The sequence below is a fragment of the Pseudomonas sp. NY15437 genome (assembly GCF_048068435.1).
GTDB lineage: Bacteria > Pseudomonadota > Gammaproteobacteria > Pseudomonadales > Pseudomonadaceae > Pseudomonas > Pseudomonas nitroreducens_B.
In genome coordinates this window covers 132,748-146,377 of the sequence record NZ_JBLUQC010000008.1, presented here as the reverse complement: position 1 = coordinate 146,377, position 13,630 = coordinate 132,748, and the positions used below count along the sequence as shown (strand labels likewise).

The following is a 13,630-nucleotide window of genomic DNA, read 5'->3' as shown; positions in this document are numbered from 1 at the left end:
TCAGGCTCCCTGGCGGTAGCGGCGCGTCTGCTGCAGCGCCTGGCCCAGTGCCTCGATCAGCGCGATGGCGCCGATGTAGAGCAGGGTGGCGATGCCGAAGGCCTGGAAGGTCTTGAAGGTCTGCGTCTCCACTTGGCGCGAGGCGTAGGACAGCTCGGCCAGCCCGATCGCCATGGCCAGCGAGGAGTTCTTCAGCGCGTTCATGTATTGCCCCATCAGCGGCGGCAGCGCCGTCCGCAGCGCCTGCGGCAGGATCACCCAGCGCCACACCTGGAGCGGGCGCAGGCCCAGCGCCATGCCGGCCTCGCGTTGCGCCGGGCGGACCGAGGCGATGCCGGCGCGAAATTCCTCGGCGATGAAGGCACTGGTGTAGAGCGTCAGGCCCCAGGCGGCGGCGATGAACTCGAAGGACGGCCACGCCAGGGCACCCAGCTCATGGGGCGTGTTCAGCCAGGCAACGAGGTCCTCGGGCAGCAGCGCCGGCACGCCGAAGTACCAGAAGAACAGCTGCACCAGCAGCGGCGTGTTGCGAAACAGCGCGAGATAGGCCCGCGCCGGCCACGACAGCCAGCGCGTCGCCGCCTGCCGGGCGATGGCCAGCGGCGCGCCGAGCAGCGTGGCGACCACGCAGCAGAACAGGGAAATACCGAGGGTGAGCAGAAAACCGTCGAGCAGCCAGCTCAGGTAGGTCGGGGCGAGCAGTTCGCCGAACATCGTGGGAATCCATCAAGGGTAGGAACGGCAACGCCCCACGAGCGTGGGGCGTGCGGTGGAACGCAGCGCGCGGCGAAGGTCAGCTCTTGTCGCCGATCTTGTACAGGCGCGCCAGGGGCGTCTTGGTGGTCGGGCCGAACCAGGTGTCGTAGATGGCCTGGGCCTTGCCGCTGGCTTCCAGCTCCGTGAGGCTCTGGTTGACGAACTCGCCCAGGGCCTTCTCGCCCTTGGGAATGCCGACGCCGATCAGGTCGTTGGAGATGGTGAAGGGCGGGACTTCGTACTTGTCCTTGTCCGGCACGTTGGCCAGCAGGCCGATCAGCTTCGGGCCGTCCTGGGTGATGGCCTGGACCTGGCCGTTGCGCAGGGCGGTGAAGGCGAACGGCGTGTCGTCGTAGGCGACGACCTTGGCGCCGGGGAATTTCTCGCGCAGCACGCCTTCGTTGACGGTGCCCTTGTCCACGCCGACGCGCCACTTGTTCAGGTCGTCGGGCGACTTGAGGCTGCCCTTGCGGACGATGAACTGCTGCCCGGAAGAGAAGTAGGGGATGCTGAAATCCACCTGCTGGGCGCGTTCGGGGGTGATGGTGAAGTTGGCCAGCACCAGGTCGACCTTGTTCGCGGTCAGCAGCGGGATGCGGTTGGCCGGGTTGGTCGGCAGGACCTGCAGCTTGACGCCCAGCTTGTCGGCCAGGGCCTTGGCGTAATCCACGTCGAGACCTTCGATCTGCTTGCTCTTGGCATCGACGAAGCCGAACGGCGGGTTGCTGTCGAACGCGGCGACGCGCAGCACGCCGGCTTTCTTGATGTCCTCCAGGCGGTCGGCGTGGGCCAGGCCGGACAGGACGGCCAGGGCGAGGGCGGTAACGGCAGTGAGTTTCTTCATGAACATCCAGCTCCTTCTCGGGCCCCGTTCGTGCGACGGGTTCCCGTGATGATCGAGTGCGGGCCTTCGAGGGTGTCAAAGGCCCGTTCCAGAGCGGCGGGGATGGCCCACCGGCGACGCCGAGTGTGGCAGCGAGGCGGTGGCGCGGAGAAGGAATGAATTGGTCTAGCTCATAACTGGAAGAAATATAAACTCATGGTTGAATAACCTTTTGCATCGAACCCTGTAGGAGCGGGCCATGCCCGCGATCCGCGGACGAAGTCCGCGCAAGCCGGGGCGACGGAACCGTGAGCCCTGCTCACGGATCGCGGGCATGGCCCGCTCCTACAATGACCTGCACAAGGGCTGCCTTCTCCCTGACCCCGGCTACGCGCTCCGCTCCGAAGGAGCGGGTCGAGTTAGGTGCAGGATGAAACAGGGTGCCAACTTGCACGGTCGGCTCCCTCTCCCTTCAGGGAGAGGGCGGGGGAGAGGGAAAATCCAGGCACGGATTTTCAGAAGACGACACTTGCTCTTACGAGCTCCGCCCCGTCAGGGCTTCCAGCGCGCCGCGCCGATATCCACGGCGCGCGGCAGGATGCGTTCGGCGAGGAACAGGTCGGCGGTGCGCTGCTGCGCGGCGATGTCGGCATCGCTCACCGGCTGGATGGGCGACGCGGGGCGGTGCTTGAAGGTTTCCTCGATCACCGCCGGCGCCAGCCCGGTGACGCGCGCCATGATCGCCACGCTGCCGGCTTGGTCGCTGCGGGTCAGGGCTTCGGCCTCGTTGAGCGTGTCCAGCACCTGGTGGATGAACGCTGGATGGGCGCCGGCGTATTCGCGGCTGGACAGATAGAACGGCCCGCTGAGGCCGACCGCCGAGCCATCCGCCAGCAAACGCGCATGGCCGTCCAGCAGCAACGCGGAATACCACGGGTCCCAGATCGCCCAGGCATCTACCCGGCCGCTTTCGAAGGCGGCGCGGGCGTCGGCTGGGGTCAGGTACAGCGGCTGGATGTCCTTGAGGGTCAGTCCTTCCTTCTGCAACAGGCGCAGCAGCAGGTTGTGCGAGCTGGAGCCTTTCTGGAAGGCCACGCGCTTGCCCTTGAGGTCGGCGACGCTGCGGATCGGGCTGTCCGTGGGCACCACGACGGTTTCCGCCTGCGGCTTGGGTGGCTCCACGCCGACGTAGAGCAGGTCGGCGCCGGCGGCCTGGGCGAAGATCGGCGGGATGTCGCCGGTGGAGCCGATGTCCAGGCTGCCGACGTTCAACGCTTCGAGCATCTGCGGCCCCGCAGGAAATTCGATCCACTGGACCTGCGTTTGCGGGAAGCGTTTTTCCAGCAGCCCGTGCTCCTTGGCCAGCACCAGGCTGACCGAGGCCTTCTGGTAGCCGATGCGCAGTTGCGCCGGGTCCTGCGCGTGGGCGGCGCTGGCCGCGATGAGCAGCATTGCCGCAAGCAGTCGATTGAACAATCTCACCGGCTCAGTCCTTCCAGTCGTGGGAGGGTTTTTCCCAGAGGTTGATGCCGCCTTCCACCGCGTGGCGATCGATCTCCGCCAGCTCATCGGCGCTGAACGCGAGGTTGTCCAGCGCCGCGACGTTCTCGATGATCTGCTCCGGCCGGCTGGCGCCGATCAGCGCGGAGGTCACCCGCGCATCGCGCAGCACCCAGGCCTGCGCCAGTTGCGCCAGGCTCTGGCCGCGACGCTGGGCGATCTCGTTGAGCGCGCGGGCGCGGCGCAGGTTGTCCTCGGACAGGTGCTCCGGGCGCAGCGAGGCGCCGCCCGGCTGGTTGACCCGCGCATCGGCCGGCACGCCATTGAGGTAACGGTCGGTGAGCAGCCCCTGGGCCAGCGGCGTGAAGGCGATGACGCCGGCGCCCAGCTCATCGGTGGTGGCCAGCAGGTCCTTTTCCACCCAGCGGTTGAACAGGTTGTACGCCGGCTGGTGGATCAGCAGCGGCACCTTCCATTGCGTCAGCAACGCCGCGAGTTCGGCGGTCTTGCCGGCGGAGTAGGACGAGATCCCGACGTACAAGGCCTTGCCCTGCTGCACGGCGCTGGCCAGCGCGCCGGCGGTTTCTTCCAGCGGCGTGTCGGGGTCGAAGCGGTGCGAGTAGAAGATGTCCACGTAGTCCAGGCCCAGGCGTTTCAGGCTCTGGTCGAGGCTGGCGAGCAGGTACTTGCGCGAGCTGCCGCCCTGGCCGTAGGGGCCGGGCCACATGTCCCAGCCGGCCTTGGTGGAGATGATCAGCTCATCGCGGTAGGCGGCGAAGTCCTCGCGCAGCAGGCGGCCGAAGTTGATCTCGGCGCTGCCGTAGGGCGGGCCGTAGTTGTTGGCCAGGTCGAAGTGGTTGATGCCCAGGTCGAAGGCGGTGCGCAGCAGGGCGCGCTGGCGGTCCAGCGGAACGCTGTCGCCGAAGTTGTGCCACAGACCCAGGGAGAGGGCGGGCAGCACCAGCCCGCTGCGGCCGACGCGGCGGTAGGGGACGCGCTGGTAGCGGTCGGGGTGGGCGAGGTAGGTCATGCAAACTCCTTGGAAAGCGGGCCGCAGAGGGGGCGGCCGGTGAATCGTCAGATCGTGTAGCGGTTGGCCGGGCGCGTGAGCCCGAGGTGCTCGCGCAGGGTGCTGCCGCTGTACTCGCGGCGGAACAGCCCGCGGCGCTGCAGTTCCGGCACGACGTGGTTGGCCACGTCTTCCAGGCCGCCGGGCAGGTGCGGCACCAGCACGTTGAAGCCGTCGGCGGCGCCGCCTTCGAACCAGGCTTGCAATTCGTCGGCGATCTGCGTCGGCGTGCCGATCAGGCTGTGGTGCCCGCGTCCGCCGGCGATGCTTCGGCCGAGTTGGGCGAGGGTCAGGTTCTCCCGCCCGGCCAGTTCGGTGAGCAGCAACTGGCGGCTGCGCTGGCCGCTGTCGGTGAGCGGCAGCTCGGGCAAGGGGCCATCCAGCGGGTAGGCGGAGAGGTCGAAGTTGCCGAGCATGCGCGACAGCAGCGCGACGCCCACCCGCGGCTCCACCAGCTCCTGGAATTGCTCGAACTTCTCCTGCGCCTCGGCCTGGCTCTGGCCCACCACCACGAACACGCCGGGCATGATGCGCAGCTCGTCCGGGCCGCGCCCGAAGCGCGGCAGGCGGCCTTTCAGATCGTTGTAGAAGTCGCGGGCGGCAGCCAGGGACGTCTGCGCGGTGAACACCACGTCGGCGGTCTGCGCGGCCAGCTCGCGGCCGGTCTCGGAACTGCCGGCCTGGACGATCACCGGCCGGCCCTGGGGCGTGCGCGCCACGTTCAGCGGGCCCTGCACGCGGAAGTGTTCGCCCTCGTGGTTGAGCACATGCAGCTTGGCCGGGTCGTAGTACTGACCGCTGGCCTTGTCGCGGGTGAAGGCGTCGTCTTCCCAGCTGTCCCACAGGCCGGTGACCACCTCATGGAATTCCCGCGCGCGGGCGTAGCGCTCGGCGTGGCCGAAGTGCTCCTGGCGGTTGAAGTTCAGCGCCTCGGCGGCGGCGTCGGAGGTCACCAGGTTCCACCCGGCGCGGCCGGCGGAAAGATGATCGAGGGACGCGAACTTGCGCGCCACGTGGTAGGGCTCGTTGTAGCTGGTGGTCACGGTGCCGATCAGGCCGATGCGCTCGGTCACCGCCGCCAGGGCCGCGAGCAGGGTCAACGGCTCGAAGTGGTCGGAGCGCGCCATGCGGCTGGCGATCTCGGCGGTGGGCGCGGCCACGCTGTCGGCGACGAAGACGGCGTCGAACTTCGCCGCTTCGGCCACCTGCGCCAGGCGTTTGTAGAGGCGGAAGTCGAGACCGCCGTCGGCCGGCACGTCCGGGTGGCGCCACGCCGAAACGTGGTGCCCGGTGGCCATGAGGAAGGCGCCAAGGGAAAGGGTGCGTGTCATGTCGGTGTTCCTGTGTGTCCGTCGGGAGGGACGCAAGGCGGCGTGCCGTTCTTGTCGGCGGCGCCGGGGCGAGCCGGCGCCGTTTGCTTCAAGCGATCAGAAGTCCTTGCGCAGCTCGACGCCGAAGTAGCGTCCGTCGTCGCGCGGCACCATGCGGTAGATGTAGCTGCCGCCGCTGGCCAGCAGGGGCGAATAGGACTTGTCGGTGAGGTTCTTGCCCACCACCGCCACGCGCCAGCCTTCGTTGTAGTCGGCCAGGGCGACGCTGGCGCCCCACAGGCCGTAGGCGCCCTGGATGGTGTCGGGGTTCTGGCTGAGGTCGTACTGCACCTTGTCCTGCCAGCTGTAGTCGGTGCCCAGCTCCACATCCAGGCCGTTGTCCAGCGGGATGCCGTAGTCGGCGCGCACGTAGCTCTTCCAGTCCGGCGAGAAGGGCAGCGGCTTGCCGTTGACGTTGCACGCCGCCGCCGCGCCGGCGGGGCAGGCGAAGCTGTCGATGCGCGCCTTGGTGTAGGCGAGGGCGCCGGAGAGCTTGAGCTGGCGGGTAGCCTGGTAGCTGAAGTCCAGCTCGGCGCCCTCGGTCTTCACCTTGCCCGCGTTGATCAGGCGGGTCACCACCTGGCCGGCGACGGTGTCGTAGAAGTTCGCCTGGTAGTTGTCGTACACGGTGTGGAACACCGCGAGGTTGGCGGTCAGGCGGTTGTCCAGCGCGGTGGCCTTGAGGCCCGCTTCCCAGGAGTTGGACGTCTCCGGCTTGAGCGCCTCGGTGTCGCGCGGCTGCATGTTGAAGAACACGTTGTAGGCCGGGCCTTTGTAGCCGCGCGAGTAGGTGAGGTAGCTGGTCAGCTGCTCGCTGAGGTCGTACTGCAGGCCCAGGCGGCCGGACCAGCCGTCTTCGTCGGTGGCGCCGGAGCTGGAGGTGGACGGCTGGATGCCGGTCACCGCGGTGGCCGAGGTGGAGCGGCGGCGGTGGTCATATTCCAGCTCGTCGTGGGTGTAGCGCAGGCCGGCGATACCGCGGAAATCGTCGGTGAAGTTCAGCGTGCTCTCGCCGAACACCGCGTAGGTGTCGCTGCGCGTGCCGTAGTCGGCCACGCCGGTATTCTGCGCGGTGGTGGAGGTCACGACGCGGCGGTAGGTCTCGTCGTCCACGGCGTGCATGTAGTAGAGACCGCCGACGTATTCGAGGAACTCGCCCTTGGGCGAGGCCAGGCGCAGCTCCTGGGAGTACTGGTCGTAGTTCAGCTCGCCCTTGTCGTGGGAGCTGGGGATGCTCGCCGTGACCTGGGACAGGCGGTCTCCATCCTGCCACTGGGTGTTGTCCCAGCCGCGCCAGGCACTGATGGAGGTCAGGGTGTAGTCGCCCAGGTTCCAGTCCAGCTGCGCCGACAGGCCCTTGTTGGTGTCGTCGACGTGGGTGCGGTAGTCGCTGTTGATCTTGCGGTTGTCGCTGTCCGGCGTCACCGGCCGCAGCGCGTTGGCGAAGGCCGGGCTGGTGGTGCTGGTGATGACGCCGCTGGGGCTGTCGTCGTTGCCCTGCATGTAGTCGGCGATCAGGGTGACCTTGAGGTCGTCGTTGGGCGTGATCTCGAACTTGGTGCGGGCGCCGGCGCGGTTGTAGCCGTTCACCTCGTGGCCGTTGTAGACGTTGTCGACGTTGCCGTCGTAGCTGCCCACCAGGGTGGTGACGCTGGCCTTGAGCTTGCCGGGGATCAGCGTGCCGCCAATGCCGAAGCGGGTGCGGTTCTCGTTGCCGCCGCCAAAATGCGAATAATCGATGTAGCCGGTGGTGTCGTCCGGCACCTCGCGGGTGACCACGTTGAGCACGCCGGCCGAGGCGTTCTTGCCGAACAGCGTGCCCTGCGGGCCGCGCAGCACTTCGATGCGCTCGACGTCGAGCAGGTCCAGGGTGGCCTGGCCGGGACGGCCGAGCACCACGCCATCGATCACCGTCGACACGCTCGGCTCGACGCCGGGGGAGGTGGAGATGGTCCCCACGCCGCGGACGAACAGCGAGGTGTCCTTGTTCGAGGCGCCGGTGCGGAAGTTCAGCGTCGGCACCTGCTGGACGATGCTCGATACGTTGTTGCGGTTGTCGCGTTCCAGTTGCTCGCCATCGAGCACGGAAACGGCCACGGGGACCTTCTGCAGCGATTCCTCGCGGCGGGTGGCGGTCACGGTCACGGCCTTGAGCGTCGGTGCCGCCTCGGCCGATGGAGTGTCGCCGCCGCTGGATTCGGCGGCCTGCACGCTGCAGGCGAGGGCGCCGATCACGCTGGCGATGCCCAGGGCCAGCGCGCTGCGCCGACCCGTGAAGTGCGGACGGCCGAGCGTCCCCCGATGTTGCGATTGCATAGCCACTCCTTCTTGCCCTGGTCCGCCCCGGGTCTTTTGCCGGGGCGCCTTTTATCTGCGGGACTGTCACGAGCGCTCGCTCGTGCGAGTGGCTGGAATCGTTGCGGACAGTATGTGTTGTTAGCGCTAACATCGGCGAGTATCCTGAATCACCAGATAGAACGTCAAATAATTAAAAATTACGTTTATATTCCTGACATCACAGATCACGACCGACAGGCAGGAGAGCCGGCTTGGCCAACCAGACACCCCGCAAACGCCGTGGCGCAGGCCGTGTGACCCTGACCGCGGTGGCCGATCGCGCCGGCGTTTCCGCCATCAGCGTGTCGCGCTATTTCAACCAGCCGGCGCAGCTGTCGGATGACCTGCGCGAACGCATCGGCGCGGCGGTGGAGGCGCTGGGCTATGTGCCCAACCAGGTGGCCGGCGGGCTGGCGTCGGCGCGGGGCAGGGTGGTGGGAATGGTGGTGCCGAACATTTCCGGGCCGATCTTCGCCGACACCATCCAGGCCGTCAGCGACACCCTGGCCGCCCACGGCTACCAGTTGCTGCTGGCCTCCAGCTACTTCTCCGAGGACAGGGAGGAGAACGCCGTGCGCGCCTTCCTCGGCTGGAACCCGGCGGCGCTGGTGCTGACCAGCCACTTCCACACCGCCGCGACGCAGAAGCTGATCGCCGCGGCGGACATGCCAGTGGTCGAGGTCTGGGATTACCAACCCGAGCGCGCGCCGATCCAGGTCGGTTTTTCCCATTACCAGGTCGGCGTGGACGCGGTGCGCTACCTGCACGGCAAGGGCTATCGGCGCATCGCCTTCGTGCAGAACAGCGCGCCTGGCGACTTCAGCGCCCTGGACCGCCGCGACGGGTACGCCGACACCCTGCGCGACCTGGGTGGCGAACCGTGGATGTTCGTGCCCACCGAGAGCGCGCCCTTCGAGGCCGGGCGCCAGGCCATGGAAGCACTGATGGCCCGCGGTGCGAAGCGCCCCGAGGCGATCGTCTTCGCCAACGACAACCTCGCCGCCGGCGGCCTGCTCGCCGGCCAGCGCGCCGGGCTGAAGATTCCCGAGGAGTGCGCGGTGCTGGGGTTCGGCGACTATCCCTTTGCGCCGATGCTGCTGCCGAGCCTTTCGACCATCAAGCCGCCGGCCCGCGAGATCGGCGAGATCGCCGCGCTGCGGGTGCTGCAATCCATCGGCGTGCTGCCGCTGGAGGGCGCGGTGGAGCGCCTGAACCTGCTCGGCTGCCGGGTGCTGGAGCGCGAAAGCGGCTGAATGCCCCCGTGTAGGAGCGGGCCACGCCCGCGATCCGCGGACGAAGTCCGCGCAACCCGGCGACGGTTCCGTGAGCCCTGCTCACGGATCGCGGGCATGGCCCGCTCCTACAGGTGGCGAGCGGTCATTTCACCAGCAGGTCGATCACTTCCTGGTCGCTGAGCTGGTGGAAGTCGCGGTAGTGGTCGCCGACCGCGCGGAAGGGCGAGGGCGTGTCCAGGCAGACCAGCTCGTCCACCTCCTCGCGCAGCCGCTGCACGGTTTCCGCCGGGCCCACCGGCACCGCCAGCACCACCCTGTGCGGGTGCTGGGCGCGCAGGCATTGCAACGCGGCGCGCATGCTGCTGCCGGTGGCCAGGCCGTCGTCGACCACGACCAGGTCGCGGCCTTCCACCCGGGCCGGGGCCTTCACGCCGCGGTAGAGCAGACGGCGGCGCTCCAGTTCGCGCAGCTGTTCCATCACCTGCTGTTCGAACCACTCCGCCGGCGGGTCGAAGCGCGCGAGCATCTGTTCGTCCACCACCCAGTTCGGCTCGGGGCCGTCGACAATGGCACCCAGGGCATATTCCTCGTTGCCCGGTGCGCCGATCTTGCGCACCAGCAGCACGTCCAGCGGCGCGGCGAGGATACGGGCGATTTCCTTGGCCACCGGCACGCCGCCACGGGGCAGGGCAAGGATCAGCGGGGCGACCAGCGGCATGTCGCGCAGGACCATGGCCAGGGCGATGCCGGCGTGGCGCCGATTGGTATAGCGCGGACTGGGCATCTGCACCTCCTTTGCCGAGTTACAGCAGCTTGTCCAGGGTGATGGGCAGCTCGCGTATGCGTTTACCGGTTGCATGGTAGACCGCGTTGGCGACTGCCGCCGCCACGCCGACGACGCCGATCTCGCCGACGCCCTTGGAGCCCAGCGGATTGACCACCGCATCCGGCTCGTCGACGAACAGCACGCGGATATCGCCGATGTCGGCCTGCACCGGGATGTGGTACTCGGCCAGGTTGTGGTTCATGAAACGCCCCAGGCCGTGGTCCATCAGGCTGGCCTCGTGCAGCGCCATGCTCACGCCCCAGACCACGCCGCCGAGAATCTGGCTGCGCGCGGTCTTGGGGTTGACCAGGCGCCCGGCGGCGATGGCGCTGACCACCCGGCGCACGCGCACCGTGCCCAGTGCCTCGTCCACCGCCACCTCGACGAACACCGCCGAGTGGGTGGCCGTGGCGTAGCGCTGGCGCAGCGCCGAGGGATGGGCGGTGGCGCTGGCCTGCAAGCTGCCGTAGCGCTGGAACAGCTCGGCAAAAGCGATGCGCTGGCTGCTGGACGCCGCCTGCAAGTGGCCCTCGCTGCACTGCACCTGGTCATCGGCGATGTGCTGGAAAGGCCCGGAGGGCAGTTGCCGGGCTGCTTCCAGCAGGGTTTGCCGGAGCGCCAGGCAGGCCTCGCGCACCGCGCTGCCCACCGAGGACACGGTGAACGAGCCGCCCTGCAGCGGGGCCTTGGGCAGCGAGGAGTCACCCAGTACGAAGCGCACCTTCTCCGGCGGCAGGCCGAGGGTTTCGGCGGCGATCTGGGTCATGGCGGTGTAGGTGCCGGTGCCGATGTCGGTGGTGGCGCTGGCCACCACAATGCTGCCGTCCGGTGCCAGCGCGGCACTGGCGCTGGCGGGCATCTGCATGGCCTCCCAGACCCCGGTGGCCATGCCCAGGCCGATGCGCTGCTCGCCCTCGCGCAAGGTGCCGGGCGCGGGCATCTGCGTCGGCCAGCCGAATTGCCGGGCGCCTTCGCTGTAGCAGTCGCGCAGGGCCTTGCTGGAATAGGGCTTGCCGAGGTTCTGGTTGAGCGCGGTGAAGTTGATCAGGCGCAGGTGCAGCGGGTTGAGCCCGGCGGCCCAGGCCAGTTCGTCCATGGCGCACTCCAGGGCGTAGACCCCTTCGGCGGCGCCGGGGGCGCGCATGTCCAGCGGCGTGTAGACGTCCAGCGGCACCAGGCGATAGGTGAGACGGACGTTGTCGCAGTGGTAGAGCATCCCCGACCATTCGGCGACGTGGGCGGTGAACTGCTCGAAGCGCGAGGTCTGCCCGGTGACCTGGTGCACCAGGCCGAGCAGGCGGCCCTCGGCGTCCGCGCCCAGGCTCAGGCGCTGCACCGTGCGTGGCCGATAGCCAAAGGTGAACTGCTGCTGGCGGGTCAGCGCGACGCGCACCGAGCGCTTGAGCATGAGCGCGGCCATCGCCGCCAGCGGCAACTGGTACTGCGGGCGCAAGCCGGAGCCGAAGGCGCCGCCGACGAACGCCGCCTGCACGCGCACGTGGGTGGGTTCGAGCTTGAGCACGTGGCACAGGTAGCTCTGGCTGTTCTGCGAGCCCTGGGTCTTGTCGTGCACCAGCAGGCTGCCGTCCGCCTGGTAGATCACCGTGGAGGCGTGCGGCTCCATGGGGTTGTGGTGCTCCACCGGCAGCTCGTACTCGGCCTCGATGCGCACCGGCGCGCTGGCCAGCGCGCCATCGGCATCGCCGCGCGGGCCGGGTAATTCGGCGGGCGCGGGCAGGGCATCGTCCAGCTGGCGGCGCAGGTCGGTGGCGTGCGGCTCGGGCGCGTATTCCACGGTCACCAGGGCGGCGGCGTAACGGGCGGTCTGCAGGTCGTCGGCCACCACCAGCGCCACCGGCTGGCCGTTGTACAGCACGCGGTCGTTGAACAGGGGGCGGAACGACGAGCCGTCGGCGGAATCCTCGTCCTCGTAGCTGTCATCGTCGGCGGCCAGCGGCGGGCGGTTCAGGTGGCTCATCACCAGGCGCACGCCGGGCACGGCGCAGGCGGCGTCGCTGTCGATGGCGATGATCCGCCCGCGGGCGATGCGGCTGTTGACCACCGTGCCATGGAGCAAACCCTCGGCGCCGTATTCGGCGGCGTAACGCGCGCCGCCGGTGACTTTCAACGGGCCGTCGACGCGGTCCAGCGGGGTGCCGATGGAGCGGTGCGGATGACGGTTCATTGCGCACCTCCTGCGGCCATGTGCAGCGCGCGGACGATGCTGCGCCGCGCCAGTTCGATCTTGAAGGCGTTGTCGCGCAGGGGTCTTGCGCCGCGCAGCAGGTGGTCGGCGCAGCGCTGGAAGTGCGTCGCCTCGGGCCGGCAGCCCAGCAGCAGGTCTTCCGCCTCGGCGTCGCGCCAGGGTTTGTGCGCTACGCCGCCCAGGGCAATGTTGACCTGGGCGATGCGCCCGTCGCCATCGAGCAGCAGGCCGACGGCCACCGACACCAGGGCGAATGCGTAGGATGCGCGGTCACGCACCTTGAGGTAGGCGCAATGCTGCGGGAAGCCCTCGCCGGGCAGTTCGATGCCCAGCACCAGCTCATCGGCGGCGAGGATGTTGTCCTCCTGTGGGCGGCTGCCGGGCAGCCGGTGGAACTGCTCGAAGGTCAGGCAACGATGAGCTTGCGGGCCGCGCACGTGAACCAGGGCGTTGAGCGCGGCCAGCGCCACGCAGAGGTCGGAGGGATGCACCGCCACGCAGTGCTCGCTTGCACCGAGGATGGCGTGCTGGCGGTTCAGGCCGTCCCTCGCCGGGCAGCCGCTGCCGGGCTCGCGCTTGTTGCACGGCACGGCGCGGTCGTAGAAGTAATGGCAGCGCGTGCGTTGCAGCAGGTTGCCGCCGGTGCTGGCCATGTTGCGCAACTGCGGCGAGGCGCCGGCGAGGATGGCGCGGCTGATCAGCGGGTAGCGCGCGGTGACCTGTGGGTGCGCGGCGAGGCTGGCGTTGTCCACCAGCGCGCCGACGCTCAGCCCGCCGGCGTCGGTGTCGCGGATCTCGCGCAGCGGCAGGGCGTTGATGTCGATCAGCCGCTCGGGGCGTTCGACCTCTTCCTTCATCAGGTCCACCAGGTTGGTGCCGCCGGCGATGAAGCGGCTGTGCGGGCCGGCCAGCGCCACGGCCTCGTCGATGCCGGCAGGGCGGCTGTAGGCAAAGGGCGTCATAGTTCCTCCAGGCGGCTGGCGGGCAGGGCCTCCTCGATGGCATCGAGGATGTTCGGGTAGGCGCCGCAGCGGCACAGGTTGCCGCTCATGCGCTCGCGCAGGTCGGCGCGATCGGACGGAGCAGGCTCGTGGGCCAGGGCGACGGCGGAGCAGATCTGCCCCGGCGTGCAGTAGCCGCACTGGAAGGCGTCGTGGCGGATGAAGGCGGCCTGCATCGGGTGCAGTTGCTCGCCCCGGGCCAGGCCTTCGATGGTGGTCAGGCGGCGGCCGTCGAGCATCACCGCCAGCAGCAGGCAGGCGTTCACCCGGCGGCCGTCCAGCAGCACGGTGCAGGCGCCGCACTGGCCGTGGTCGCAGCCTTTCTTGCTGCCGACCAGGCCGAGTTGTTCGCGCAGCAGGTCGAGGGTGGTGGTCCAAGGCAGCACGTCCAGCCGCCGTTCTTCGCCATTGAGGATCAGGCTGATGCTCTGCGCCGCCATGGGCGGCTCGCGGTGTGCGGGCATGGTGCCTCCGGAGTCTGGGTGGCTTGCCTGTGCTGTGAGTGAG

General features: G+C 68.8%; 11 protein-coding genes. 1 reads left to right on the top strand and 10 read right to left on the bottom strand.

From position 1 onward, the window contains the following. From ACNFIA_RS19125 to ACNFIA_RS19100, 6 genes are all read right to left on the bottom strand, one after another. Entirely contained in the window at positions 1-714 is a 714-nt protein-coding gene (locus ACNFIA_RS19125; protein WP_416787709.1) for an amino acid ABC transporter permease, read from the bottom strand. A gap of 79 nt (positions 715-793) precedes the next feature. Next, positions 794-1,600 carry an ABC transporter substrate-binding protein gene (locus tag ACNFIA_RS19120; protein ID WP_416787707.1) on the bottom strand — a complete coding sequence of 269 codons (807 nt, stop codon included), beginning with the start codon at positions 1,598-1,600 and terminating at the stop codon, positions 794-796. Between the two features lie 531 nt (positions 1,601-2,131). Beyond that, on the bottom strand, positions 2,132-3,031 hold the full coding sequence (locus ACNFIA_RS19115) for a sulfonate ABC transporter substrate-binding protein (protein WP_416788009.1): 900 nt from the start codon (positions 3,029-3,031) through the stop codon (positions 2,132-2,134). Between the two features lie 34 nt (positions 3,032-3,065). Continuing rightward, positions 3,066-4,109: an L-glyceraldehyde 3-phosphate reductase gene (mgrA, locus tag ACNFIA_RS19110; RefSeq protein WP_416787705.1), complete on the bottom strand. Its 1,044-nt coding sequence runs from the start codon at positions 4,107-4,109 to the stop codon at positions 3,066-3,068. Between the two features lie 47 nt (positions 4,110-4,156). Beyond that, a complete protein-coding gene (locus ACNFIA_RS19105) occupies positions 4,157-5,479 on the bottom strand; it encodes an LLM class flavin-dependent oxidoreductase (RefSeq protein WP_416787702.1) in 1,323 nt (440 codons plus the stop codon). 96 nt (positions 5,480-5,575) lie between these two features. After that, positions 5,576-7,834, bottom strand: coding sequence for a TonB-dependent receptor (locus ACNFIA_RS19100; protein ID WP_416787700.1), 2,259 nt, complete (start codon positions 7,832-7,834; stop codon positions 5,576-5,578). A gap of 233 nt (positions 7,835-8,067) precedes the next feature. On the opposite strand from ACNFIA_RS19100, the gene ACNFIA_RS19095 reads away from it, so the two are divergent. Further along, entirely contained in the window at positions 8,068-9,108 is a 1,041-nt protein-coding gene (locus tag ACNFIA_RS19095) for a LacI family DNA-binding transcriptional regulator (protein WP_416787698.1), read from the top strand. 124 nt (positions 9,109-9,232) lie between these two features. Here ACNFIA_RS19095 and ACNFIA_RS19090 read toward each other — a convergent pair whose 3' ends face one another. Genes ACNFIA_RS19090 through ACNFIA_RS19075 form a run of 4 tightly spaced genes read right to left on the bottom strand, consistent with a single transcriptional unit; the run spans position 9,233 to position 13,587 of the window. After that, positions 9,233-9,874 carry a phosphoribosyltransferase gene (locus ACNFIA_RS19090; protein ID WP_416787696.1) on the bottom strand — a complete coding sequence of 214 codons (642 nt, stop codon included), beginning with the start codon at positions 9,872-9,874 and terminating at the stop codon, positions 9,233-9,235. Positions 9,875-9,893: 19 nt separating this feature from the next. Further along, a complete protein-coding gene (locus ACNFIA_RS19085; RefSeq protein ID WP_416787693.1) occupies positions 9,894-12,101 on the bottom strand; it encodes a xanthine dehydrogenase family protein molybdopterin-binding subunit in 2,208 nt (735 codons plus the stop codon). After that, positions 12,098-13,084 (bottom strand): FAD binding domain-containing protein, encoded by a 987-nt coding sequence (locus tag ACNFIA_RS19080; RefSeq protein WP_416787691.1) that lies wholly within the window; start codon positions 13,082-13,084, stop codon positions 12,098-12,100. The genes ACNFIA_RS19085 and ACNFIA_RS19080 overlap by 4 nt, the downstream gene beginning before the upstream one ends. Beyond that, positions 13,081-13,587 carry a (2Fe-2S)-binding protein gene (locus tag ACNFIA_RS19075; protein ID WP_416787689.1) on the bottom strand — a complete coding sequence of 169 codons (507 nt, stop codon included), beginning with the start codon at positions 13,585-13,587 and terminating at the stop codon, positions 13,081-13,083. Before ACNFIA_RS19075 ends, ACNFIA_RS19080 begins: the two co-directional genes overlap by 4 nt. Positions 13,588-13,630: the final 43 nt, after the last annotated feature.

Bases quoted from the DNA above. Each gene is read 5' to 3' on its own strand.
- ACNFIA_RS19125 (WP_416787709.1), bottom strand. From the start codon at position 714: ATGTTCGGCGAACTGCTCGCCCCGACCTACCTGAGCTGGCTGCTCGAC.
- ACNFIA_RS19120 (WP_416787707.1), bottom strand. From the start codon at position 1,600: ATGAAGAAACTCACTGCCGTTACCGCCCTCGCCCTGGCCGTCCTGTCC.
- ACNFIA_RS19115 (WP_416788009.1), bottom strand. From the start codon at position 3,031: ATGCTGCTCATCGCGGCCAGCGCCGCCCACGCGCAGGACCCGGCGCAA.
- mgrA (WP_416787705.1), bottom strand. From the start codon at position 4,109: ATGACCTACCTCGCCCACCCCGACCGCTACCAGCGCGTCCCCTACCGC.
- ACNFIA_RS19105 (WP_416787702.1), bottom strand. From the start codon at position 5,479: ATGACACGCACCCTTTCCCTTGGCGCCTTCCTCATGGCCACCGGGCAC.
- ACNFIA_RS19100 (WP_416787700.1), bottom strand. From the start codon at position 7,834: ATGCAATCGCAACATCGGGGGACGCTCGGCCGTCCGCACTTCACGGGT.
- ACNFIA_RS19090 (WP_416787696.1), bottom strand. From the start codon at position 9,874: ATGCCCAGTCCGCGCTATACCAATCGGCGCCACGCCGGCATCGCCCTG.
- ACNFIA_RS19085 (WP_416787693.1), bottom strand. From the start codon at position 12,101: ATGAACCGTCATCCGCACCGCTCCATCGGCACCCCGCTGGACCGCGTC.
- ACNFIA_RS19080 (WP_416787691.1), bottom strand. From the start codon at position 13,084: ATGACGCCCTTTGCCTACAGCCGCCCTGCCGGCATCGACGAGGCCGTG.
- ACNFIA_RS19075 (WP_416787689.1), bottom strand. From the start codon at position 13,587: ATGCCCGCACACCGCGAGCCGCCCATGGCGGCGCAGAGCATCAGCCTG.